The following is a 24,459-nucleotide window of genomic DNA, read 5'->3' as shown; positions in this document are numbered from 1 at the left end:
GCGACATGGACCCCAATCGTCTGAAAGGTAAGAACATCCTGATCACCGGTGCCGCGCGCGGTATGGGGGCGGCCAATGCCGAGAGCTTTGCCGCGCAGGGCGCCAATGTGTGCCTTGGGGATCTGGACCTCGACGAAGCCCAGAAAACGGCCGACCGCATCAACGCAGCGGGCAACGGCAAGGCGATCGCGGTCAAGATGGACGTGACCAAGCGCGAGGACAACGCCGCTGCCGTCGCCGCCACGGTCGAGGCGTTCGGTTCGATCAACGTGGGTCTCTTCAACGCCGGTCTCAACAAGCCCCGGTTCTTCATGGATATCGATGAAGACAACTGGGACATGATCATGAACGTCAATACCAAGGCGATGTGGCTGGGCATGCAGGAGACCGCCCGCCAGATGATCGCCCAGGGTCCGATGGAGGATCACCCCTACAAGCTGATCAATGTCGGCTCGATCGCCTCGCGCAAACCGCTGGTCGACGTCACCGTCTACTGCACCTCGAAATACGGCTGTCTCGCGCTGACCCATTGCGGCGCCATCGGATTGGCCGAACACAACATCACCGTCAACGGCTACGCGCCCGGTGTCGTGGTGACGCCGCTGTGGGAGCAGCTCGACAAGGATCTGGTCGACATCGGGTTCAAGGAACGCGAAGGCCAGGCCTATGACGACATCGTCCGCGACGCGCTGCAGATCAAGCGCGTGTCCTATCCCAAGGACATCGTCGGCACCGCATCCTTCCTGGCCAGTAACGACAGCGACTACATGACCGGCCAGATGATCCACATCGACGGGGGCTGGTGCATCCAGTGAACCCGGGGCTTCGGCCCGTTCCCGAACACCTGAACCAAAGCGGCGCCCGCGGGCGCATGGAGACCTATTATGAACACCAATGCCCTGAACCCCCGCATCCTGCAGCCCGGCGACATGGATCCGCGCTGGCGCTGGGACCGTCACATCCCCGCACTCGGCCACACGGCCGTGGATTTCGAGCGCCGGGTCGATCATGACCGCCTGCGCCGCTATCGCCTGAGCCGCGCCAAGGACGCGTTGAAGAAGTCGAACCTCGGCTCGATGCTGATGTTTGACGTCAACAACATCCGCTACGTCTCGGGCACCAAGATCGGTGAGTGGGAACGCGACAAGATGTGCCGGTTCTGCCTGCTGGCGGGCGACGAGGAACCCTATGTCTGGGATTTCGGGTCCGCCGCCGTGCACCACCGCGAGTATTGCGACTGGCTCGATCCCGACCGGATGCTGGCCGGTGTAGTCGGCATGCGCGGCACCATTCCGCCCAGCTTCGGCCTGATGAAACGCTACGCCGAGGAAATCGCCAGCCTGATCAAGAAGGCCGGCATGGCCGACATGCCGGTGGGCGTCGATTATGCCGAAACGGCGATGTTCTTTGCCCTGCAGGAGGCCGGGCTGAACGTGGTCGATGGTCAGCAGGTCATGCTGTCGGCGCGCGAGATCAAGAATATCGACGAGATCCAGCTGCTGAACCAGGCGGCCAGCATGGTCGACGGCGTCTATCACGCCATCTACGAAGAGCTGAAGCCCGGCGTGCGCGAAAACGAGATCGTCGCGCTGTCGAACAAGCTGCTCTACGAGTGGGGTTCGGACGATGTGGAGGCGATCAACGCCATTTCGGGCGAGCGCTGCAATCCGCATCCGCACAACTTCACCGACCGGCAGTTCCGCCCCGGCGATCAGGCGTTCTTCGACATTCTGCAAAGCTACCAGGGCTACCGCACCTGCTATTACCGCACGTTCAATGTCGGCTTCTCGACCCCGGCGCAGAACGACGCCTATGTGAAGGCGCGCGAATGGATCGATGCGTCGATCGACCTGATCCGTCCCGGCGTGACCACCGACGTGGTGGCGCAGGCCTGGCCCAAGGCCGAGGAGTTCGGCTTCCCGGATGAGCTGAGCGCCTTCGGTCTGCAATTCGGTCACGGCCTGGGCCTGGCGCTGCACGAACGTCCGATCATCTCCCGCGCGGTGTCGCTTGAAAACCCGATGGAGATCCAGACCGGGATGGTCTTTGCGCTGGAAACCTATTGCCCCGCGACCGACGGCTACTCGGCCGCGCGGATCGAGGAAGAGGTGGTCGTGACCGACAAGGGTTGCGAAGTGATCAGCCTGTTCCCGGCCAAGGATCTGCCGATCGCCAACCGCTACTGACCTCCCTTAGACTGCCTGGCCTTTCGGGGCCGGGCTCATTTCCGAAGAGATACGCACATGAGCCCCGCCAAGAAAACGAGCAACACCGAAGATTATCTGCGCATGTACCGCCAGATGGTCCGCATCCGCACCTTCGAGGACAACGCCAACCAGCTGTACCTGTCGGCCAAGATGCCGGGGTTGACGCATATGTACTCCGGCGAGGAGGCCGTCGCCGTCGGCATCTGCGAGGCACTCGAAGTGACCGACAAGATCACCTCGACCCATCGTGGCCACGGCCATTGCGTGGCCAAGGGCGCCGCGTTCAAGGAAATGTTCTGCGAGCTTCTGGGCAAGGAAGAGGGCTATTGCCGCGGCAAGGGCGGCTCGATGCACATCGCCGACCAGTCCAACGGCAATCTCGGCGCCAACGCCATCGTCGGCGGCTCGATGGGGATCGCCACCGGATCGGCCTTTACCGCCAAATTGCTGGGCCGCGACGATGTCACCGTCTGTTTCTTCGGCGACGGCGCCACGGCACAGGGCCTGATGTACGAGGTCATGAACATGGCCGCGCTATGGAAGCTGCCGGTGATCTATGCCTGCGAGAACAACGGCTATTCCGAATACACCGCCACCGATGAGATCGCCGCCGGCTCGATCCCCGCGCGCGCCGAGGCCTTTGGCATCGAGGCGCACAGCGTCAACGGCCAGGACGTGCTCGCCGTGAACCAGCTGACCCAGGATCTGGTCGCCCGCGCCCGCAAGGGCGAAGGCCCGTTCTTCATGGAGCTGATGACCTATCGCTATCACGGCCACCACGTCGGCGACATCAACCGCGAATACTACCGCCGCAAGGACGAAGAGCGCGATTGGAAGGACAACAAGGATCCGATCACCTTGTTCGGCGCCTACCTGACCAAGGAGGGCATTGCCACGAAAGAGAACCTCGCCGAGATGCAGGCCGCGATCGAGGCCGACGCCGCCGCCGCGGTCGAATACGCGCTCGCCGCCAAGTATCCCGACACGTCGGAAGTCGACATGCACGTCTTTACCGACGTCAAGCACGCGCTCGCCTGAGGAGAACGACCGATGAGAAATATTACCCTGTCCCAGGCCGTGAACGAAGCGCTGGCCGAGGAAATGCGCCGCGATGAGACCGTGTTCATCATAGGCGAAGACGTCGCCGAGGCCGGCACGCCGTTCAAGGTCCTGTCCGGTCTGGTCGAAGAGTTCGGCACCGATCGCGTCGTCGACACGCCGATCGCCGAGCCAGGCTTCATGGGGCTTGCCGTGGGGGCGGCGATGACCGGGACGCGCCCCGTGGTGGACCTGATGTTCGGCGATTTCATCTATCTGATCATGGATCAGCTCTGCAATCAGGCGGCCAAGACCCACTACATGTCGGGCGGCAAGCTGAACGTGCCCCTGGTGGTGCGCACCAATCTTGGCGCCACGCGGCGCTCGGCGGCGCAGCATTCCCAGTCGCTGCATGCGCTGGTGGCGCATATTCCGGGGCTGAAAGTGGCGTTGCCCTCTTCGGCCTATGAGGCCAAGGGGCTGATGAAGACCGCGATCCGCGACGACAACCCGGTGGTGATCTTCGAAGACAAGCTGATGTATAACGACAAGGCGCCGGTGCCGGAGGAGGAATACCTCATCCCCTTCGGCCAGGCGAATGTCCTGCGCGAAGGGTCGGACATCACGTTGATCGGGACCTCGTCCATGGTCCAGGTCTGCCAACAGGCCGCCGAACTGCTGGCCAGCGAAGGCGTCAGCGCGGAGGTGATCGACCCGCGCACCATCGTGCCGCTGGACGAGGAAACGCTGTTGAAATCGGCGAAAAAGACCTCGCGCGTGATCGTCGTGGACGAGGGCCACCAGAGCTTTGGCATCACCGGAGAGATCGCCAGCCGGATCAACGAAAAGGCGTTCTATCACCTGGATGCGCCGGTGCTGCGCATGGGCGCGATGGACGTGCCGGTGCCGTTCTCGCCCGCGCTGGAGGACATCACCGTTCCGACGCCCGAAGGCGTGGCCGCAAGCGCCCGCAAACTCATGTCGGGGGAGATGATCCATGCCGCATGAGGTGATCATGCCAGCGCTGGGCATGGCCCAGGAGACCGGCCTGATCGTCGCCTGGTACAAGAGCCCGGGCGATGCGGTCAAGTCCGGCGATGTGCTGTTCGAGGTGGAAACCGACAAGGCGACGATGGAAGTCGAGGCCCAGGCGGACGGCTTTCTCACGCAGATGCGCGCCCATGCCGGGGACGAGGTGCCCGTGGGTGACGTCATCGCTATGATCGGAGAGGACGCCGAGGCGGTTCATACCGAGGAGACCCCGGCCGGCACGGCCGCCTCCGAGGCGGCCGACCTGCCGGAAGGCCATCCCGTCATCATGCCCGCGCTCGGGATGGCCCAGGACACCGGATTGATCGTCGCCTGGCACAAGGCGCCGGGCGATGCGGTGGACGCAGGCGATATCCTGTTCGAGGTCGAGACCGACAAATCGACGATGGAGGTCGAGGCGGGGGCCGGCGGTTTCGTCGCCGCCCTTCTGGCCGAGGCGGGGGAGGACGCCCCGGTCGGTGAAACCATCGCGGTGATTTCGGCCGAGAAACCCTCGAACCCGCTGCAGGTCAGCCGATCCGGTGGTGCACGCGCGCCCGAACCGGCTGCCGCGCCTGCGCCCCGGTCTGAACCGGAACCAGCACGGGCCGAAGCCCCCGCAGCGGCGCGCAAAGCCCCGGCGCCGGTTCGGTCCGATGGGGGTCTCCTCGCCTCGCCGAAGGCGCGGCGGCTGGCGCTGGAACAGGGGCTGGATCTGACCCGGTTGGTCGAGGCCGGACACCCACAGCCCTATCACGCCGCAGATGTCGAGGTTCTGAAATCGCTTCCGGCCAAGGCGCCAGCCGATGCGCCGGCGGCCACGCGCCGTCTGGTTGCGGAACTGCCCGCCGATGGCTTCCCCGGGTTTGCCGCCTGGGCGGCGGAACATGCGGGGCTTGGCGATGGCAATGCCCTGTTGGCCGGACTGGCGGCGGCAAGCCTCGGGCGCGACAGTGCGACAGTCACGGTTGAGAGCATCGGCCGGACCAGCGTCCATTCCGTTCCGGCCGGCCCGCTGGGCGGCATCTCGGACGCCGATCCCGACACCATGCCCGACCTGTATCTGCGCGACTTGCGGATGAGCCGGCTCAGCACTGTCAACCTGGGGGCCGAGGCGGCGCCGGTTCTGACCCTGACACGGTCGGGCGACGGCCTTTCGATCACGCTGGAATGCGCAAGCCACCATCTGACCGCGGCGCAGGCGGTCAGCCTTCTTTCCGAATTCGCGGGCCGGATGGAGCAGCCGCTCCGCCACCTGCTCTGAGCCATGGAGACCAACATGGAATTCACCGATCTCTACATCAACGGCAAATGGGTGCCGGGTGCCGCCAAAGAGCGGTTCGACGTCATCAACCCTGCGACGGAAGAGGTGCTCGCCTCGGTCGCCTCGGCCGAGATCGCCGATGCCGACGCCGCGCTGAACGCTGCCGAGGCGGCAATGGCCGACTGGGCCGCGCGCACCCCGCGCGAACGCTCCGAGGTGCTGCGCAAGGCGTGGGAGCTGATGACGGCGCGGCTGGAGGAATTCGCCCGCTACATCACCCTGGAAAACGGCAAGGCCCGCGCCGATGCCATGGGCGAGGCCACCTACGCCGCCGAGTTCTTCCGCTGGTTCGCGGAAGAGGCAGTGCGCGCCGACGGGCTGATTACCCACGCCCCCGCCAGCGGGGCCCGGATCATGGTGCAGCACAAGCCCGCAGGCCTCGCGGTGCTGGTCACGCCGTGGAACTACCCCGCCGCCATGGGCACGCGCAAGATTGCCCCGGCTCTGGCCGCGGGCTGTGCGGTCATCATCAAGCCGGCCTCGGAAACGCCGCTGACCATGCTGGCGCTCATGCCGCTTCTGGAAGAGGCCGGCGTGCCGCCGGGACTGGTCAATGTGCTGCCCAGCAAACGCACCAGCGCGCTGGTCGACCACATGTTGCATGACCCGCGCGTGCGCGTGGTCAGCTTCACCGGCTCCACCGGGGTGGGCCGCAAACTGTTGCATTCGGCCGCCGATCAGGTGTTGAAACCGGCGATGGAACTGGGCGGCAATGCGCCGCTGATCGTGTTCGACGACGCCGATCTCGACGTCGCGGTCGAGGGCGCGATGCTGGCCAAGATGCGCAATCTGGGCGAGGCCTGCACCGCCGCCAACCGTATCTATGTCCACGAAGCCGTGGCCGCCGAATTCACCCGCCGCTTCCGTGACGCGATGGCCGCGCTCAAGGTGGGAGATGGCACCGACCCGAGCGTCGATGTCGGCCCGCTGGTCAACGCCGAGACCCGCGACAAGGTGGCCGAATTCGTCGCCGACGCGGTCGCCAAGGGGGCCAGGGTCGAGATCGGCGGCACCCCGCCGAACGGCCCCGGTTTCTATTATCCGCCCACCGTGTTGTCGAACGTGCCCGCAACCGCGAACTGCGTGCATGACGAGATCTTCGGCCCGGTCGCGGCGATCCAGACCTTCACCGACCAGGAGGACGTGATCGCGCGGGCCAACGACACCGAATACGGGTTGGTGGCCTATGTCTTCTCCGAGGACATGAAGCGCGCGCTGCAGGTCTGCGAGCGGCTGGAATACGGCATGGTCGGGTTGAACCGCGGTCTGGTCAGCGATCCGGCCGCGCCGTTCGGCGGCGTCAAGCAATCGGGTCTGGGCCGTGAAGGCGGGCATGAGGGCATGCTCGAATTCATGGAGACGCAATACATCTCGGCCAGTTGGTAAGGGGGCGGACATGACAGATGTGATCGCACCGCCCTCGGTCCGGGCACTGGCCCGGGAAAAGGGCATCGACCTTGACAAACTGGCCCGGGATCTTGGCCGCACGACGATTGCGCGCGAGGATCTGGAGGGCGGCAAACCGGCCGCCGGTCCGGCCGCCGACACCTCCTATTGGGAGGTGGACCATGCCGCCTACGGCCCGGTCACCGAGGAGCCGATGAGCCGGTTCGCCCACATCGCCGCCGCCAACCTGGCGGCTGCCAACGCGCTGATCCCGCAGGTCACCCACCATGATCGCGCCGATGTCTCGGCCATCGAGGCCCTGCGCACGGCATTGAAACCCGAGGCGCAGGCGCGCGGCGTCAAGCTGACCGCGCTGGCGTTCCAGGCCAAGGCGCTGGCCCGCGCGTTGCGCGAGTTCCCGCGCTTCAACGCCTCGCTGAGCGCGGATGGCAAGACGCTGATCGTCAAGGATTACGTGCATATCGGTATCGCCGTGGATACCGCGCATGGGCTGATGGTGCCGGTGGTGCGCGATGTGGACCGCAAGGGCCTTTGGCAGATCGCGGCGGAGATCGCCGATCTCGCCGGCCGGGCCCAGACCCGCAAGGTCGGACCCGACGAGATGGGCGGCGCCTCGATGACGATCACCAATCTCGGCGGCATCGGGGGCAGTGCGTTTACCCCCATCGTCAACCCGCCCGAACTGGCGATCCTCGGCATCACCCGCACCGAGATGGTGCCGGTCTGGGACGGCGCGGCCTTTCAGCCGGTCCCGATGGCGCCGCTGGACCTGAGCTATGATCACCGGGTGATCAACGGGGCCGATGCGGCGAGGTTCATGACCCATTTTGCCGGGCTGATCGCCGATCCGCGCCGGATCATGGTCTGAGGGGGCGAAGATGGTCGAGAAACACGCCGATTTCATCGTGCTTGGCGCCGGGCCGGGCGGCTATGCCTGTGCCTTCCGCGCCGCCGATCTGGGCCGCAAGGTCGTGCTGGTCGATCCGCGCGCGACGCTCGGCGGGGTGTGCCTGAACGAAGGGTGCATCCCGTCGAAGGCGTTGCTGCATGCCGCCGAGGTCATTCGTGAGGCCCACGAGATAGGCGACTGGGGCATCGACCTTGGCAAACCCAAGATCGACCTCGACGCGCTGCGGTCCAGAAAGGACGGCATCGTGGGGCAACTGACGGGCGGTCTGACCGGGCTTGCCAAGCGCCGAAAGGTCGAGACAGTGCGCGGCACGGCCCGCTTCACGGGTCCCAGCAGCCTGGACATCGACGGCGACGCCTGGACCTTCGATCAGGCTGTGATCGCCGTAGGCTCCGCGCCCATCCAGCTGCCCGGCTGGCCGGATGACGACCGCATCTGGGACAGCACTGCGGCGCTGGAGTTGCGCCAGGTGCCGAAACGGCTGGCAATCGTCGGCGGCGGCATCATCGGGCTGGAGATGGCCACGGTCTACGCTGCGCTGGGGGCGCAGGTGACGGTCATCGAATTCATGGACCAGATCGCCCCCGGCGCCGACGCCGAGGCGGTGCGCGTGCTGCATGACGCATTGGAACAACAGGGCGTCACCATCCACATCGGCACCAAGGTGACGACGATCAAGGCGACGAAAGCGGCCCTGACCCTGTCTTGCGAAGGCGGGTTTGCCGGCGACCTCAAGGCCGATGCCGCGATTCAGGCGGTCGGTCGACGCGCCAATGGCGCCTTGGTGGAACCGCAAGCCGCCGGCGTGGCGGTGGACGACCGGGGTGTCATCGCCGTCGATGCCAGCTGCCGCACCACAGTCGACGGCATCTTTGCCATCGGTGACGTCACCGGCAATCCGATGCTCGCGCACCGCGCCACCCATCAGGGCCATGTGGCCGCCGAGGTTGCCTCCGGCCATGTCGCGGCGCTCGACACCGACCTGATCCCCTCGGTCGCCTATACCAGCCCCGAACTCGCATGGGCCGGGCTGACGCAGGCTCAGGCCAAGGCGCAGGGCATCGCCCACAAGGTGGCAAGCTTCCCCTGGGCCGCGAGCGGACGCAACCTGTCCTCGGGCGGCGGTGACGGGCTTACCAAGTTGGTCTATTGCCCCGAAACGCACCGGGTTCTCGGCGCCACGCTGGTCGGCCGGAATGCGGGCGAATTGTTGGCCGAATGCGTGTTGGCGGTGGAGATGGGCGCGACCCTTGAAGACATCGCGCTCACCGTCCATGCTCATCCGACCCTGTCCGAGACTATCGCCTTCACAGCCGAACGCGCGCTTGGGACGCTTACCGACCTATGACCGCGGCGCGCCCCGAGATCGACCTTGCCGGCAAGACCGCGCTGGTCACTGGTGCCAGCCGCGGCATCGGCCTGGCCATCGCCCGCGTTCTGGCGCAATGCGGGGCCGATGTGATCGGTGTCGGCACCGCGATCAGCGGGCAGGCCAAGCCCCTCGGGGCACATTTCGACGGGCTGCCCGGAAAGTTCCAGCCCCGCGATTGCGATCTTGCGGACCGCACGCAAATCGACCGCTTGATCACCGACCTGGATGCGGCGGGACGGTCCATCGACATCCTGATCAACAATGCCGGGATCATCCGCAGAGCGGAAGCCGCCCACCACGGCACCGCCGACTGGGACGCCGTCATGGCGGTCGATCTGGACGCCGTTTTCCTTCTCAGCCGGGAAATCGGCGGCCGAATGCTGGACCGCGGCAGCGGCAAGATTGTCAACGTGGCCTCAGTTCTGTCGTTTCAGGGCGGAATCCTCGTGCCGGGCTACGCCGCAGCAAAAGGTGCGGTGGCGCAATTGACCCGGGCGTTCGCCAATGAATGGGCGGGGCGAGGCGTCAACGTGAACGCGGTCGCGCCCGGCTACATCGAGACAGACAACACAGCAGCCCTCCAGCAGGACGAGACGCGCACAAGAGACCTGATGGCACGTGTCCCGGCCGGGCGTTGGGGTCGGGCCGAGGAAATCGCCTGGCCGGTTGCGTTCCTTGCCAGTGACCTGGCCGGTTTCGTACACGGAGCGATCCTGCCTGTCGACGGGGGCTGGCTTGCACGATGAACGGAGGGGAAACGCTGGCACGGTAGGGTCCGCCGCGCTGATCCACCTTCACTCGAGAAAATATATGCGCGCCCTCTTCTGACGCGCCGAAAGGCGGACATTCCCTCCACGCGCATCGAGCGTCGGCTATCGGCTCAGGCGGTTTTCCTTGCCAACGCAACGTGAAAAACGGACCTTGATGCGCAGGCACCAAAGGGCACAGTATCGTCTGCGTCGCCGACATCGGTTCGAGCTGCAGCGAAAGCCCGTTTCCCGCCCGAAATGCATCTGCGCCCTTGCGACCGGCCAGCAGGTCAGTTCTGTTGTCGAGCGATTGCAAGCCCGGTGGCTCGTCGGCACCCATTCGGCACCCACTAAATCTTGCGACCACGGCGCCAATCCAAGAAATCGCGAATATATTATATTTTTCAGTGATTTAATGGTGCCCGGGGGCGGAATCGAACCACCGACACGAGGATTTTCAATCCACTGCTCTACCCCTGAGCTACCCGGGCACGGGAAAGGCGCTGGCCTTTGGGTGGGGGCGTTCTAGGCATTCCGCAGGCGGGTGTCCAGAGGCATTTTCGCCTTTGTGCGCCTAATGTGGTTTGCGCCGGGCGTCTTCGGCCTGTTCTTCTGTTATATCAAGGTCTTCGGGGGCATTCGCGGGCACCGAATAGGTGCCCTTGAACCAGTTGCCGAGGTCAATATCGGCGCAGCGCCCGGAGCAGAAGGGGCGATAGGCCGGGTCGGTTTCGCGCTTGCAGATCGGACAGCTCATGACAGCATCCCGAGGAGCGGCGCCCGGCCGCGTTTGCGCTGCAGCTCATAGTGGCCAAGCGGCGTCCAGCCGGCCAGAACCGTCTCTTCGCTGTCGGCGCGAAAGGCGGCGCGCAGCGCGGTCTCCAGATCGCGGCGATCCTTTTTCGGCATCGGCGCGAGGTCGATCGTGATCTGCCCGCCCAGCCCACGCAGGCGCAACTGGCGGGGCAGTTCGCGGGCGGTGGCGATATTGGCCTTGAGCCCGGCGGCGAGCGATCCGTCGGCGCCGGTGTTCACATCCACGGCCACCAGCGCCCGGGTCGGCTCGATGAAGAGGAAGGCGCCGCCGGAGAGCGGCACGCGCGGCGATTTCAGTGCCTCGATCGCGTCATAAACGCCGCAGCGCTCAAAGCCGCCCGCCGCGGTCTCGACCTGGGCCGGGTCCGACCAGTCGCGCCAGGCCAGAAGATGCGGCGCATCCCCTTCGGTCAGCTTTTCCGCCGCGCCGTCTGCATCGGCGAGGACGGTATCGGCCAGCGCCAGCATCGCGTCCACGTCCTCGGCGATCTCGTCGGCCTCTGCCCCGTCGCAGGCCGAGCGCAGGATGATGCCATGCGCGCTGTCCTCGGCGGCCGCGGTGCCAGCGGCGGCGAGAATGCGGATACGCTCCTCGTCGTCGTGGATGCGGCGCGACAGGTTCACCCCCGGCGCCCCCGGGGTGACGATGGCATAGCGGCTCTTGAACAGCAGTTTCTGCGTCACCGGGATCGCCTTGCCCGGTTCGGCATAGCCGGTGACCTGCACCAGCAGCGCCTGACCCGGCGCTATGCCCCGGATCTGCCGCAGATAGGCGGTGCCATCCGGCGTGTCGAGGAAAAGGCCGCCCTGTCCCTTCATCGGGCGCTGGGCAATGGCGCGATAGATGGCGCCGGGGCGGGGGGCGTCGCTGTCGATCAGCAGATCCTCCAGCCGCCCGTCGATCATCAGCGCGGCGGCCTCGCGCTCGCCGATATGGTCCAGAACGATCTGACGACCTTTCATTCTCTCTCTCCGTAAACGGGGTATCCCGCCGCCTGCAGCAATGCGGCGGTCTCGGCCAGCGGCAGGCCGACGATGCCGGTGAAGGAGCCGCTGATCCACGGGATCAGCGCGCCGGCCGGCCCCTGGATGCCATAGCCGCCGGCCTTGCCCTGCCAGTCGCCGCTGTCGAGATAGGCGTCGATCTCGGGTTGCGACAGGCGTTTCATCCGCACCGCGCTGACCACCTCGCGTTCCCAAAGGCGCTCGCCGCGCCGCACCGCTACAGCGGTGATCACCCGGTGCCGACGGCCCGAAAGCAGGCGCAGGAACCGCTCGGCCTCGTCCCTGTCGGCGGGCTTGCCCAGAATGCGGCGGCCCAACGCCACGGTGGTATCGGCGCACAGCACGATCTCATCCGCTGCGGCCTCGACCGCGCGCGCCTTTTCGCGCGCCACGCGGGCGGCATAGGGGCGGGGCAATTCGTCTTTCCGGGGGTCTTCGTCGATGTCCGCCGGGCGGATGTCATCCGGCACGACATGGATCTGCGCCAGCAGATCGCGCCGGCGCGGGCTGGCCGAGCCCAGGATCAGTTTCATCTCAGGGGCCCTCGCGCATAGGCTGCCTCGCCGGGGGCGCGGGACTTACTTGAAGCGATAGTTGATCCGACCCTTGGTCAGATCGTAGGGGGTCATTTCGACCTGAACCTTGTCGCCGGCAAGGACGCGGATGCGGTTCTTGCGCATCTTGCCTGCCGTATGCGCGATGATCTCATGGCCGTTTTCCAGCTCGACCCTGAATGTCGCATTCGGCAGGAGCTCCTTCACGACACCGGGAAATTCGAGCGTATCTTCCTTGGCCATGTTGTCTCCATAGTTGTTTCACCCGCCATTATGCGGGCCGTGCGCTTAGATGGCCCCATTTCCCCGGTTTTTCAAGGCTGCATTCGCGCATGGCAGAGGTTTTGTGACAGTGTCGCCTCATAGGGCGGCGCGTCTGCGCCTGCGCCCGACCATGGCCCGGGTATCGCCAGACGGCGGCCGGGATCACACGACCTCGGTCGGCTCTCCCCATTTTTCCTTGAGCTTGGCGATGATCTGCGCACGGGTCTGGCGGTAGGCGGCGAGTTTTTCCTCCCGCGTGTTGCCCAGCCCGGTGGGATCCAGGATCGGCCAGTATTCGACGGCGAGATGAAAGTACCGGGTCAGCTCCAGCGCCCGGCGCTGGCTGGCCGGCGACAGCGCCACCACCAGATCATAGGAACTCAGATCGTCGCCCCATTGCACCATGTCCTCGAACGAGCGGCTGCGGTGGCGCGACAGCTCGACATCGATCTCCTGGCACACGGCGATGGCAAAGCCGTCGATCTCCAGATCGTTCTTGACGCCGGCCGATTGCACATAGGTCGACATGCCATAGAACTTTTTCATAATCCCCTCGGCCATCGGCGACCGGCAGGAATTATGATCGCAGCAGAACAGGATCGACTGCGGCAGCGGTTCCACGGCTAGCCCCCGAAATGCAGGACGCAGATCAGGGTGAACAGACGCCTTGCGGTGTCCTCGTCGATCTCGGCCTTGCCCTCCAGCCGTTCCTTCAGCACCCGGCTGCCTTCGTTGTGGATGCCGCGGCGGGCCATGTCGATGGTCTCGATCTGGCTGGGCGGCATGGTCTTGACCGCGTTGTAGTAGGATTCGCAGATCTGGAAGTAGTCCTTGACCACCTGCCGGAACGGGCCCAGCGACAGGTGGAATTCAGCCGCCTTCTGGCCCTGCTCGGTCTCGATGTCGAAGACCAGCCGCTTGTCTCGAATCGACAGCGTCACGCAATAGGGGCCGTCCGGCACGGCGCGGCCGTCGCGCTCGGGCAGGGTAAAGCTGTTCTGTTCCAGAAGGTCGAACATGGCGACCTTGCGTTCCTGTTCGATTTCCGGCGTCGGCGGGGGCAGCCCCGCGTCGTCCAGCGCAATATCCACGATATGAGACATGGGCCGACTACCTGTTCAGTTGATCCAGACGCGCGCGGACCGACAGCCCGTGCGCCTCAAGGCTTTCCGATTGCGCCAGACGCTCGGCGCTGGGGCCGATGGCGCGCAGCGCCTCGGGCGTCATCCGGGCCAGCGTGGTGCGCTTGAGGAAGTCCAACACGCTGAGGCCGGAGGAAAACCGCGCAGACCGCGCCGTGGGCAGCACGTGGTTCGGCCCGCCGACGTAATCGCCGATGGCCTCGGGCGTGTATTGCCCGAGGAAGATCGCCCCGGCATGGACGCATTTGTCGGCCAGCGCCTCGGGGTCCGCGACGCAGAGCTCCAGATGCTCCGGCGCGATGCGGTTCGAGAGCTGTGCCGCCTCGTCCAGATCGCGCACGGTGATCACGGCGCCAAAATCGCGCCAGCTCGCTCCGGCGATGGCGCGCCGCTCCAGCGTTTCCAGCCGCTTGTCGACGGCTGCGCCCACCTGCTGACCAAAGTCCGCGTCATCGGTGATCAGGATCGACTGGGCGCTTTCGTCATGCTCGGCCTGGCTCATCAGGTCCAGCGCGATCCAGTCGGGATCGGTGCCGCGCTCCGCGATCACCAGGATCTCGGAGGGTCCGGCGATCATGTCGATCCCCACCTTGCCGAACACCCGCCGCTTGGCGGCGGCGACATAGGCATTGCCGGGGCCGGTGATCTTGTCGACCGGCGCGATGGATTCGGTGCCATAGGCCATCGCCGCGATCGCCTGGGCGCCGCCGATGCGATAGATCTCGTCCACTCCGGCGATCCGGGCGGCCATCAGCACCAGCGGGTTCACCTTTCCGTCCGGCGTCGGCACCGCGATGGCAAGCCGCTCAACCCCGGCCACTTTCGCCGGCACCGCGTTCATCAGCACCGAGGACGGGTAGGAGGCCAGCCCGCCGGGAACATAGAGCCCGGCGGCGGAGACGGCGGTCCAGCGCCAGCCCAGCGTCGCGCCTTCGGGGTCGGTCCAGCTGGCGTCCTCGGGCATCTGGCGCACGTGATAGGCGCGGATGCGCTCGGCGGCCAGTTCCAGCGCGTCGCGTTCCGCGGCCGGGACGGTTTCGATGGCTGCGGCGATCTCTTCGGGGGTAAAGACCAGGCGCTCCGGCGTCAGCTCCAGCCGGTCGAACCGCGCCGTCAGCTCGATCACCGCGGCATCGCCGCGGGCGCGCACATCGGCGATGATCGCGGCGACGGTGTCGTCCACATCGGGGCTGTCCTCTCGCTTGGCGGCGAGCAGGGCGGCGAAAGCGGGTTCAAAATCGGCGTCGTTGGTGTCGAGGAACTGGGGCATCTGGGTCTCCGGCGGATGGCACCACATAGCGTTGCGCGCGCGAGGCCTCAAGGGTCGAGGCGTTTCTGCATCGGATAGCCGACGATCCATCGCCCCGCGCGGCCCGGTCCCGCGGGTTGCCAGCCGTGTTTTAGATAGAAATCCCGCGCCGTCGCGGTGGCGGTCAGCCGCGCGGTCCGAATGCCGGACCGCGCCAGTTCCGCCTCCATCGCCGCCAGCAGCGCGGAAGACAGGCCGCGCCCCCGGCGGGCCGGGTCGACATAGTTCAGGGTGATCTTGCCTTCGGCCTTTTCGATCTCGCCCACCGCGGCGATGCGACCGTCAAGTTCGGCCACCCGAATACCGCCCGCCGCGATCATCCGTGCCACGCCCTCGGGGGTCTTGTTCGCCACCCATCGGGCGATGGCCGCCGGGTCGCCATGGTGATCGGCGTCGCACAGGGCGGTGATCGAGGCGGTCAGCACCCGCGCGCAGGCATCGGCGTCCTCCGGCCGGGCCGTCCGGATGCGCGGTGCGCTCATTCGCGGTGGGCGGGGGCCTTGCCCGAGGGGGCGCGATAGGGACGCGTCACGTCCTTCAGCGTCACGCCCAGCGCCTCGACCTCAAGCCGGATCGCGCCGTCGCCCGCCAGCGTCAGCAGGATATGGCCGGCGCCATCCTCGCCCGCCTCGAAGCCGATCGCCAGCAGCGACAGGATGGTGTCGGCGTCGCGGTGCGGCACGCCCTGGCTGGCAACGCCCAGAACCTCGTCGACCACCAGCAGCGAGCGCACCCGTTCGGGTCCGTGGCGCCCGCCGCCCTTGTCCTCCCAGCGGAACCGGTTGAGCAGGATGGCAAACCGCCGCGGCGCCGGGGTCCATGTCATGTCGCGGGCGACAAATACGGAATCCTGCGCCAACGCCGAGATCACCTTGAGATCCTCGACGTCCAGCGCCCCCAGGTTCAGCGGCGCCTCGCCACCCTCTTCGAATTTGGCGTCCTCGGTCATCAGTCCTTGATCCGTTCGATTCTTGCGCCCACGGCCTGCAGCTTGCGCTCCACGTTCTCATACCCGCGGTCCAGATGATAGACGCGGCTGACCACGGTCTCGCCCTCGGCCGCCAGGGCCGCCAGGATCAGCGAGACGCTGGCACGCAGATCGGTGGCCATCACCGGCGCGCCTTTCAGCCGCTCGACCCCGGTGACGGTGGCGGTGCCGCCCTGCACGTCGATCCGCGCCCCCATGCGCATCAGCTCGGGGGCGTGCATGAACCGGTTCTCGAAAATCCGCTCCTCCAGCACGCTTGTGCCGTCGGCGGTGCACAAAAGCGCCATCATCTGTGCCTGAAGGTCGGTGGGAAAACCGGGGAAGGGTTCGGTGGTGACGTCCACCGCGCTGATCCGGCCGTTGCGGCGGGCGACTTTCAGCCCTCTTTCGGTCTCTTCGACCGCGATGCCGGCGGCGTCCAGCTTTTCGCAGAAGGCGCCGACCAGATCGATCCGGCCGCCCAGCAGTTCGACCTCGCCGCCGGCGATGGCGGGGGCCAGCATGTAGGTGCCCAGCTCGATCCGGTCTGTGACCACCGGATGGGTGGCGCCGTGCAGCCGGTCGACCCCCTGAATGATGATCTCCGGGGTGCCGTCCCCCTCGATCTGCGCGCCCATCTGGCGCAGGCAGGTGGCCAGATCAACGATCTCGGGCTCGCGCGCGGCGTTCTTCAGCACCGTGGTGCCCTTGGCCAGCGTGGCGGCCATCATCACGTTTTCGGTCGCGCCCACCGAGGCAAAGGAAAACTCGACCACCGCGCCTTTCAGCCCGCCCGGGGCCTTGGCGTGCAGATAACCGTCGCGCAGCTCGATCTCGGCCCCCAGCGCCTCCAGCCCGTGAATATGCAGGTCCATCGGTCGCGCCCCGATGGCGCAGCCGCCGGGCAGCGAGACCACCGCATGGCCCAGCCGCGCCAGCATCGGCCCCAGCACCAGGTTCGAGGCCCGCATCTTGCGCACGATGTCATAGTCGGCGACGTGGTTGTTGATGGCATGGCTCGACATCGCCAGAACCTGCCCGTTCTGCAGGCTGGTGACCTCGGCGCCCAGCGATTGCAGCAGCGCGGTCATGGTGCGGATGTCGGACAGACGCGGCGCATTGGTCAGCGTCAGCGGATCCTCGCTCAGCAGCGTGGCCGGCATCAGCGTGAGACAGGCGTTCTTGGCGCCCGCAATCGGGATCTGGCCGCTGAGCGGCCCGTTTCCCGTCACCAGTATCGAATCCATATGCCCTAGCCCTCGCTCTTGCCTGCCGTGTCCGCCTCTTTGCCGGACCCCAGTTCAGCCCTGGCGCGCGCCTGCGCCTTGCGTTTGGCCATATTGGCCTTGAGCGCGGCCTTGAGCCGGTCTTCCCGGTCTGTCGCCGGTTTCGCCTTGTCTGTGTCTTTTCGCCTGGGGTCCATAGCCCATCTCTACAGCAGCGCCGGGGGCTGGTCCAGATTGAGCGGTGCCCTGGGCGGGGAGGGCGCAAATGAGGCACATCAACGATTCAATTCTGAAAATCTAATAAAATTTTAACATCTAGGACGGGGAGGGGCCATCGCCTCACGGGTCTGTTTCCTGTCACGGCGTCGGTCGACGTCGCCTTCCCCGGACGCTTTTGGAGAGACAGCAAATGACAATCAGTACCTTTTCGGCCGGTCTGGAAGATTGGACCACCACCAACGGTACACAGATCTTCGACACGGCCGAAGGCGACCCCGCCGGCAGTCTGCGCGGCATCGAGGGCGGCACCGGGGTCTGGTATTTCACCGCCCCCGATGCCTATCTGGGGGACCGGTCCGACTTTTACGGCGGTTCGATCAGCTTCGACATGAAGCAGGACGTCACCACCAGCCAGTTCGATGATATCGACATCGTTCTCAGCGGCGCCGGGGTGAATCTGGTACTGGACATGGGCGACAACCCCGGCACCGACTGGACCGCCTATTCGGTCAACCTGGCGCTGGGCGGCGGATGGCGGGTCAACAGCCTGTCCGGCTCGGTGGCGAGCGAGGCGCAGATCCGGGCGGTTCTGGTCGATCTCCAGTCGCTCTCTGTGCGTGGCGAATTCGTCAATGGCACCACTGGCGATGCCAGCAACCTCGATAATTTCCTTATGGTAAAGGAGCCGGCGACGCCGCCCGATTATATCGGCGTGAAGGTCGATTCGGCCTTTGATACCGGAATTGACGGCTGGTCCTTCGTCGCCGACGTCAAGGCCTTCGACTGGGTCGATACCGGCGGCAATCCCGGCGGATATGTCGAGGCGGTCGACTATGCCACCGGCGCCGTGTGGTACTTCGTGGCGCCGGTGAAATACCTCGGCGACAAATCCGCCTATTCCGGCGGTGTGTTGGAGTTCGACCTCAAGCAATCCTCGATCAGAAGCCAGTTCGACGACGACGATGTCGTGATCACCGGCGGCGGCAAGTCCATCGCGCTCAGCACCGAGGACAACCCCGGGCTGGACTGGACGCACTATGCGGTTTCGCTGGACACAGGCAGCGATTGGCGGCTGGGATCGGTGTCGGGCGATGCGGCGACCCAGGCCGAAATCGACGCGGTTCTCGCCGATGTGACCAGCCTCTGGATCCGGGGCGAATATGTGGTTGGCGGCGACACCGGCGGGCTGGACAACGTCCAGCTGAGCCCCGACCCCTCGGCGGTTCGGGTACTGTCCGACACCACGCTGGGGCTGTTGGTGTCGAACCACGACACGCTCGGCGATGCGCTGGCGGCGAGCGAGGACGGCAATGTGGTGCAGATCAACAAGGCCACCGCGGTGACGGCGGACAGCTATGTGGTCACCGACAACCGGCTGACCGTGACCTCGAACCGGGCCGTCGATGCCGAACTCAGGCTCGATGGCGTGACCAGCCTGACTTTGTCAGGTGACAATGACCTCGGGGCAACCGGCGACGCACGGAACAACACGCTGATCGGGTCGGATGGCGACAACACGCTCAAGGGGCTGCGCGGAAGCGACCTGCTGATCGGCGGCGCCGGCGCCGACCTGCTGGCCGGCGGCAAACGGGGCGACAAGCTGCTCGGCGAAAATGGCGCCGACGTGCTTCTGGGCCAGGACGGGTTCGACAGGCTGAAAGGCGGCGCCGGCAGGGATCTGCTGGACGGCGGCGTGGGCAACGACAGGTTCTTCGGCGGGTTGGGGGCGGATACCTTCCGGTTCTCCGACGGGTCGGGCTCGGACAAAATCTTCAAGTTCAAGGCGTTGAGCGACGACGAAAAGATCGACCTGTCCGACATGTCCGAGATCACCGGTTTCGCCGATCTTTCCGGCAGCCACATGACCCAGGTCGGCGCCGATGTGGTCATCGACGCCACCGGCGGCGACGTCATCACCCTGGTGGGCGTCCATCTGGCGGATCTGGACGCGGCCGATTTCCTGTTCTGAACCGTGCCGAACCGGCAGCGGGCGGCCCTCTTGCGGGGGGCCGCCCGGATGCCATCGGCCCGCCGCCGCAAGGCGGTGACGCCGCGCCGAAAAAATTCCAAAGAAGCGCTTGCACCCTTCGATATTTGCGTCTAACTAGCCGCCCACGGCGCTGCTGTAGCTCAGAGGTAGAGCACTCCCTTGGTAAGGGAGAGGTCGAGAGTTCAATTCTCTCCAGCAGCACCATTTTCACCCCGGAACAACTGACAGATCCGCGCCGGAAAACCGATTCCGGCCGCGATTTTCCCCGGAAACTTTCCGCTCGGGTGCGCAGGAAAACCACACATCTGAAGAATGGCATGGGTGGCGGGTCTTTGCCCATTGCGGGCCTTGCGCAGGGCGGGGCACAAGACGCGCCATGAAGATCGGGAATGCATTCAGGGCGGGATTTGGCGGCATCGTGCCGGCCGTGCTGGCCGTTTTGCTCACCGTGCAATTCGCCTTCATGCATGCGCCGACCTCCGCCGCGCAGGGCGGCGCTGGGATCGAGGTCGTCCTGTGCACCGAGGACGGGCTGCAGACGATCACGCTGGATCTGTCCGCTGGCACGCCACAGGACCGGCCCGCCGTGCCGCATGGGGCGAAATGCCCGCTCTGCATCACCGGCGCCGTGCTTGTGTTCGACCAGCCCGACCGCGCGCTTGCGGCGGTCGAATTTCATCCTGTCCGCTACCCGCTGGCCGCCGGTCCCCGGTCGCATCCCGCGCGGCCGGTCCGATCCGCCGCCATCCGCGCGCCCCCTTTGACCGTCTGAACCCCGGTTCCGGTGACACCGGCGCCCGATCTGCGCGCGCGGCCTTGCGGCTGCACCCGCGCGCAGTCGTTCAACGATAATCAAAGGGAAATGAAATGATACATACCAAACCGGCGCGCATCGGCGCGACCGCTCTTCTCCTGTCTTCGCTCTCCAGCATCGCGGTGGCGCAGGCGAGCCGCCCCGAAACCGGGGGCGAGGTGATCGAGCTGCCCCCCATCACCGTCGATGTCGAGACCGAGATCGCCGGGGCCTCCTCCTATGAATTCGTGCCGGGCGGCATGAGCCTGGCCCCCGGCATCGACGGCGGCGAGGTGCTGCGCTCGGTGCCCGGCGTCACCGCCGGGCGCATGGGCGGCCATGGGCTCGAGGTCATCATCCGCGGCCAGCAGCAGAACCAGCTCAACATCATCGACGCGGGCTCTTTCACCTATGGCGGCTGTCCCAACCGGATGGACCCGCCGGCCTCCACCGCCGCCCTGTCCCGGGCCGACCGCGTGGTGGTCGAACGCGGCTACAGCAGCGTGACCAACGGGCCGGGCGGCACCGGCGGCACCGTGATCCTGGAGCGCGACGCCCCCGACCTGGCCGCCGGCAAACCCTGGGAGGCCGAGCTTCACTCCGGCTTCACCACCAACTCCGACACCAGCGAGGTCGGCGGCACCGTCACCTTCGATCTGGGGCAGGGGTTCTACCTCAAGGGGTCAGCCGAAAAACGCTCCGCCGGCAACTACACCGACGGCTCCGGCAATGTCATCCGCAGCGCCTATGACCAGCAGAGCACCGGGCTGACCCTGGGCTATGCGAAAAACGGTCTCGACCTCGCCTTCGACGTCGAGCGCGACCTGGCCGAGGATGTGCTTTTTGCCGGCGCCGGCATGGACAGCCCGCTGTCGGATACCAATGTCTACCGCTTCCGCGGCGGCGTCGATCTGAACATCGGCGCGCTGCGCCGGATTGAGGGCAATCTCTATCGCAGCGAGGTTGACCATGTGATGGACAACTATTCGCTGCGCAATCCCGGTGCGATGATGGGCATGGTCTCGCCGACCACCTCGGACACCACCGGCGGCAAGCTCGAGGCGCAGTTCGATTTCGGCGCCACCAAGGCCAGGTTCGGGCTCGATTACCAGTCGAACACGCGCTTTGCCGAGGGCTACATGGGGCCGATCGCCGGGATCGAGGCGCGGCTGCCCGCCCTGCAGGTGGCGCTGAGCTGGCCGGATGTGACCATCGAGCAGACCGGCCTCTATGGTGAGGCCGAGACCGAGCTGTCCGAGCGGTTGACGGTGAAATACGGCGGCCGCGTCGACTATGTGCGGGCCACGGCCGATGCGGCGGCGACGCCGACCACCGGCGGCATGGGCATGACGGCGAACGCCTTTTACACCATGCAATATGGCACCGACTTCAACGCGCCGCGCAACGAGTTGAATGTCGGCGGTCTGGCGCGGCTGGAATACAGCCTGAACGCGGGCACGACCCTGTTCGCGGGTCTGTCCCGGTCGGTCCGCACCGCCGACGCGACCGAGCGGGCGATGGCGCGCAGCACCTGGGTCGGCAACCCCGACATCGCGCCGGAAAAACACTACCAGCTCGATTTCGGCGTCGAAACCCGGCGCGACAACTGGAGCGTGAACGCCTCGGTCTATGCCGATCATGTCGAGGATTTCATCCTGCGCGACGCCTTCTCGGTGCCCGGCGTGACCACCTACCGCAATGTGACGGCGCAGCTGGCCGGGGTCGAGCTGTCGGGCGCGTGGGAGCGCGGCGGTTTCATGATCTCGGGTGACGCGACCTATACCTATGGGCAGAACACTACCGACGACCGCGCGCTGGCGCAGATCCCGCCGCTGAACGGTCAGATCGCGGCCTCCTATGGCAAGAACGCCTGGCGCGCCGGGGCGCGGGTGAACTGGGCCACCACCCAGACCCGGATCGACCCGGCACGCGATCCCGCCCGGACCCCGGGATGGGCCACGCTTGACCTGTTCGGCAGCTACCAGCTCAGCGACAACGCGGTGCTGCTGGCCGGGGTCAACAACGTCGCCGACCTGACCTACGCCAATCACCTGAGCCGGTCGAACGTGTTCGACCCGACGCTGACTCAGGTGAACGAGGCGGGCCGCAGCCTCTATCTCAAGATCGAGGCGCGGTTCTGACCCGCCTTTCCGGGGGGCGGTGACACCCGCCCCCCGGGTTCGCCGCCGCGTCGCAGCGGCGGCCCCTCTCCCAGCAGCAGTAACTCCGGGCCGCGCCGCACGGCCCGCCGCGGCCGTTCCGTCACGTCGCTGCCGGGAATGGCCGTTGATCGCGGCCGCGCGCCGCCTCTAGAGTTCGGGACGGGCGGTCTGCACGGGCCGCCGGGGGAGGATCGGAAAGGACATCGCGTGACCGGCAGCTTGCGGAACGGCGGCGGCATCGCCAGCCTGCGCCCCGATGGGCAGGGCAGGGGGGCTGCGCGGAAACTGCGCGCCCGCCCGGCGCAAATCTCCGCCGAACCGGTTGCCGGTTCCAAACCGGGGCGCGCGACATGAGCTTCGCCAGCGGCATCGTCACCGGCTCTGACAGCTACCGGCGCAACCGCGCCGACATGCTGGCGCTGATCGAGCAGCTCCGCGCGCTCGAGGCGCGTCCTGTCGCCCTCTCCGAACAGCGCCGGGCGCGGTTCGAGGCGCGCGGCCAGATCACCCCGCGCGAACGTCTGGCGCGGCTGCTCGATCCGGGGATGCCCTTCCTCCAGCTGCACACGCTGGCCGGCTACCTCACCGATACCGAGGACGCGGAGACATCCATCCCCGGTTCCTCGCTGATCGCCGGGATCGGTTTCGTCTCCGGCACCCGCTGCGCCGTGCTGGTGGACGATTCCGGCATCAAGGCCGGCGCCATGGGCGAAAAATCCCTGCCCGCCGTGCTCAGCCTGCAATCGCTCGCGCTGCGCCACAAGCTGCCCTTTATCCACATGGTCGAAAGCGCCGGCGCCAACCTGATGGAATACACCGTCGGCCTCTGGGCCGAGGGCGGCAAGCTGTTCCGAAACTTCGCCTGGATGAGCGCGGCGGGCATTCCCAACATCGCCGTCCTGCACGGCCCCTCGACCGCCGGCGGCGCCTATATGCCCGGCATGGCCGATTACGTGATCGGGGTGAAAAAGAACGGCATGGCGGCGCTCGCCGGGGCGGCGCTGGTGCACGCCGCCACCGGGGAGCGGGCCAACGACCGCGACCTTGGCGGCTCCGAAATGCACGCCAGCAAATCCGGCCTTGTGGAATACCTGGCCGAGGATGACGTCCACGGCGCCGAGCTGGCCCGCGACGTGGTGGCGCGGCTGGACTGGAACCGCGGCCTGCCGTCCCGCGCGGTGCCCGATTATGCCGCGCCCGCCCTCGACCCCGACGAAATCGCCGGCGTGGTGCCAACCGACTACCGCATTCCCTACGACATGCGCGAGGTGGTGGCGCGCATCGTCGATGGCTCCGGCTTTGACGAATTCAAGCCCGGTTACGGTCCCGCCACGCTCTGCCTGCAGGCGGCGATTACCGGCATCCCGGTGGGCATCATCGGCAACAACGGACCCTTGGACCCCGCCGGCGCCACCAAGGCGGCGCAGTTCATCCAGCTCTGCGGCCAGTCCGGCACGCCGCTGATCTTTCTCAGCAACACCACCGGGTTCATGGTCGGCACCGAATACGAACAGGCCGGCATGATCAAGCACGGGGCCAAGATGATCCAGGTGGTCAGCAACGTGGATGTGCCGCGCATCGCGCTTTACATCGGCGCCAGCTTCGGTGCCGGAAACTACGGGATGAGCGGTTATGGCTATCGGCCCGATTTCCTCTTTGCCTGGCCCAATGCCACCACCGGCGTGATGGGCGGTGACCAGGCCGCCGGCACGATGGAGATGGTCGCGCGTGCCGGGGCAAAACGCCAGGGCGTGGAGGTCGACGAGGAAAAGCTCGCCAAACAAGGCGCGATGATTACGGCCCATTTCAACCGCCAGTCGGGGGCCTTCTATACCTCGGGGCAGGTGCTGGATCACGGGGTGATCGACCCGCGTGACAGCCGCCGGGTGCTGGGCTTCTGCTTGCAAACCTGCCTTGAGGGGCAGGCGCGGACCTTGAGGCCCAGCAGCTATGGCGTACACAGGTTCTGAGGGGGC

General features: G+C 66.4%; 24 protein-coding genes and 2 tRNA genes. 14 read left to right on the top strand and 12 right to left on the bottom strand.

Annotation, left to right across the window (positions count from 1 at the left end; genetic code table 11):
• Positions 1-5: 5 nt before the first annotated feature.
• From E1832_RS21025 to E1832_RS20985, 9 genes are all read left to right on the top strand, one after another.
• The gene (locus E1832_RS21025; protein WP_133361746.1) at positions 6-815 is read left to right on the top strand and encodes an SDR family NAD(P)-dependent oxidoreductase; all 810 of its coding nucleotides are present in this window, start codon (positions 6-8) and stop codon (positions 813-815) included.
• Between the two features lie 69 nt (positions 816-884).
• On the top strand, positions 885-2,186 hold the full coding sequence (locus E1832_RS21020) for a M24 family metallopeptidase (protein ID WP_133361745.1): 1,302 nt from the start codon (positions 885-887) through the stop codon (positions 2,184-2,186).
• A 57-nt stretch (positions 2,187-2,243) separates the two neighbouring features.
• A complete protein-coding gene (locus E1832_RS21015; protein ID WP_133361744.1) occupies positions 2,244-3,245 on the top strand; it encodes a thiamine pyrophosphate-dependent dehydrogenase E1 component subunit alpha in 1,002 nt (333 codons plus the stop codon).
• 12 nt (positions 3,246-3,257) lie between these two features.
• A complete protein-coding gene (locus E1832_RS21010; RefSeq protein ID WP_133361743.1) occupies positions 3,258-4,253 on the top strand; it encodes an alpha-ketoacid dehydrogenase subunit beta in 996 nt (331 codons plus the stop codon).
• Positions 4,243-5,538, top strand: a complete 1,296-nt coding sequence (locus E1832_RS21005; RefSeq protein ID WP_133361742.1) for a biotin/lipoyl-containing protein — start codon at positions 4,243-4,245, stop codon at positions 5,536-5,538. Before E1832_RS21010 ends, E1832_RS21005 begins: the two co-directional genes overlap by 11 nt.
• 15 nt (positions 5,539-5,553) lie before the next feature.
• Complete coding sequence (locus E1832_RS21000; RefSeq protein WP_133361741.1) at positions 5,554-6,984, top strand: NAD-dependent succinate-semialdehyde dehydrogenase; 1,431 nt, start codon at positions 5,554-5,556, stop codon at positions 6,982-6,984.
• A 10-nt stretch (positions 6,985-6,994) separates the two neighbouring features.
• Positions 6,995-7,873 (top strand): 2-oxo acid dehydrogenase subunit E2, encoded by an 879-nt coding sequence (locus E1832_RS20995; protein ID WP_133361740.1) that lies wholly within the window; start codon positions 6,995-6,997, stop codon positions 7,871-7,873.
• Between the two features lie 10 nt (positions 7,874-7,883).
• Complete coding sequence (gene lpdA, locus E1832_RS20990) at positions 7,884-9,263, top strand: dihydrolipoyl dehydrogenase (protein WP_133361739.1); 1,380 nt, start codon at positions 7,884-7,886, stop codon at positions 9,261-9,263.
• A complete protein-coding gene (locus E1832_RS20985; protein WP_133361738.1) occupies positions 9,260-10,033 on the top strand; it encodes an SDR family oxidoreductase in 774 nt (257 codons plus the stop codon). Before lpdA ends, E1832_RS20985 begins: the two co-directional genes overlap by 4 nt.
• Positions 10,034-10,452: 419 nt before the next feature.
• Here the strand turns inward: E1832_RS20985 and E1832_RS20980 are convergent.
• From E1832_RS20980 to E1832_RS22625, 12 genes are all read right to left on the bottom strand, one after another.
• A tRNA-Phe gene (locus tag E1832_RS20980) sits at positions 10,453-10,527 on the bottom strand.
• An 83-nt stretch (positions 10,528-10,610) separates the two neighbouring features.
• Positions 10,611-10,793, bottom strand: a complete 183-nt coding sequence (locus tag E1832_RS20975) for a DNA gyrase inhibitor YacG (protein WP_133361737.1) — start codon at positions 10,791-10,793, stop codon at positions 10,611-10,613.
• A complete protein-coding gene (locus E1832_RS20970; protein ID WP_133361736.1) occupies positions 10,790-11,815 on the bottom strand; it encodes a ribonuclease E/G in 1,026 nt (341 codons plus the stop codon). The genes E1832_RS20975 and E1832_RS20970 overlap by 4 nt, the downstream gene beginning before the upstream one ends.
• Entirely contained in the window at positions 11,812-12,390 is a 579-nt protein-coding gene (locus E1832_RS20965; RefSeq protein WP_133361735.1) for a Maf family protein, read from the bottom strand. The genes E1832_RS20970 and E1832_RS20965 overlap by 4 nt, the downstream gene beginning before the upstream one ends.
• Positions 12,391-12,435: 45 nt before the next feature.
• Positions 12,436-12,654, bottom strand: a complete 219-nt coding sequence (gene infA / locus E1832_RS20960) for a translation initiation factor IF-1 (RefSeq protein ID WP_005978431.1) — start codon at positions 12,652-12,654, stop codon at positions 12,436-12,438.
• Between the two features lie 183 nt (positions 12,655-12,837).
• Positions 12,838-13,296, bottom strand: coding sequence for an arsenate-mycothiol transferase ArsC (locus E1832_RS20955; RefSeq protein ID WP_133361734.1), 459 nt, complete (start codon positions 13,294-13,296; stop codon positions 12,838-12,840).
• A 2-nt stretch (positions 13,297-13,298) separates the two neighbouring features.
• Entirely contained in the window at positions 13,299-13,778 is a 480-nt protein-coding gene (locus tag E1832_RS20950) for a UPF0262 family protein (protein WP_133361733.1), read from the bottom strand.
• 7 nt (positions 13,779-13,785) lie between these two features.
• The gene (gene hisD, locus E1832_RS20945) at positions 13,786-15,087 is read right to left on the bottom strand and encodes a histidinol dehydrogenase (RefSeq protein WP_133361732.1); all 1,302 of its coding nucleotides are present in this window, start codon (positions 15,085-15,087) and stop codon (positions 13,786-13,788) included.
• A 47-nt stretch (positions 15,088-15,134) separates the two neighbouring features.
• Positions 15,135-15,608 (bottom strand): GNAT family N-acetyltransferase, encoded by a 474-nt coding sequence (locus E1832_RS20940; RefSeq protein WP_133361731.1) that lies wholly within the window; start codon positions 15,606-15,608, stop codon positions 15,135-15,137.
• Entirely contained in the window at positions 15,605-16,075 is a 471-nt protein-coding gene (locus E1832_RS20935; protein ID WP_133361730.1) for a DUF2948 family protein, read from the bottom strand. Before E1832_RS20935 ends, E1832_RS20940 begins: the two co-directional genes overlap by 4 nt.
• Positions 16,075-17,340, bottom strand: a complete 1,266-nt coding sequence (murA, locus tag E1832_RS20930; protein ID WP_133361729.1) for a UDP-N-acetylglucosamine 1-carboxyvinyltransferase — start codon at positions 17,338-17,340, stop codon at positions 16,075-16,077. Before murA ends, E1832_RS20935 begins: the two co-directional genes overlap by 1 nt.
• A 5-nt stretch (positions 17,341-17,345) precedes the next feature.
• Complete coding sequence (locus E1832_RS22625) at positions 17,346-17,516, bottom strand: hypothetical protein (protein WP_165978943.1); 171 nt, start codon at positions 17,514-17,516, stop codon at positions 17,346-17,348.
• A 212-nt stretch (positions 17,517-17,728) separates the two neighbouring features.
• On the opposite strand from E1832_RS22625, the gene E1832_RS20925 reads away from it, so the two are divergent.
• The 5 genes from E1832_RS20925 to E1832_RS20905 all read left to right on the top strand — a co-directional run bounded on the left by E1832_RS20925 (position 17,729) and on the right by E1832_RS20905 (position 24,453).
• Entirely contained in the window at positions 17,729-19,507 is a 1,779-nt protein-coding gene (locus tag E1832_RS20925; RefSeq protein ID WP_133361728.1) for a laminin B domain-containing protein, read from the top strand.
• Positions 19,508-19,657: 150 nt separating this feature from the next.
• Positions 19,658-19,732 (top strand) — tRNA-Thr (locus E1832_RS20920).
• A gap of 172 nt (positions 19,733-19,904) precedes the next feature.
• Positions 19,905-20,300, top strand: coding sequence for a DUF2946 family protein (locus E1832_RS20915; protein WP_133361727.1), 396 nt, complete (start codon positions 19,905-19,907; stop codon positions 20,298-20,300).
• Between the two features lie 95 nt (positions 20,301-20,395).
• The gene (locus E1832_RS20910; protein ID WP_133361726.1) at positions 20,396-22,462 is read left to right on the top strand and encodes a TonB-dependent receptor domain-containing protein; all 2,067 of its coding nucleotides are present in this window, start codon (positions 20,396-20,398) and stop codon (positions 22,460-22,462) included.
• 371 nt (positions 22,463-22,833) lie between these two features.
• Positions 22,834-24,453 (top strand): acyl-CoA carboxylase subunit beta, encoded by a 1,620-nt coding sequence (locus E1832_RS20905; protein ID WP_133361725.1) that lies wholly within the window; start codon positions 22,834-22,836, stop codon positions 24,451-24,453.
• The last annotated feature ends 6 nt before the right edge of the window (positions 24,454-24,459 follow it).

Source organism: Antarcticimicrobium luteum (genome assembly GCF_004358185.1).
GTDB lineage: Bacteria > Pseudomonadota > Alphaproteobacteria > Rhodobacterales > Rhodobacteraceae > Antarcticimicrobium > Antarcticimicrobium luteum.
Note: the sequence above shows the minus strand (reverse complement) of the source record. Positions and strands in the feature narration are given on the sequence as shown.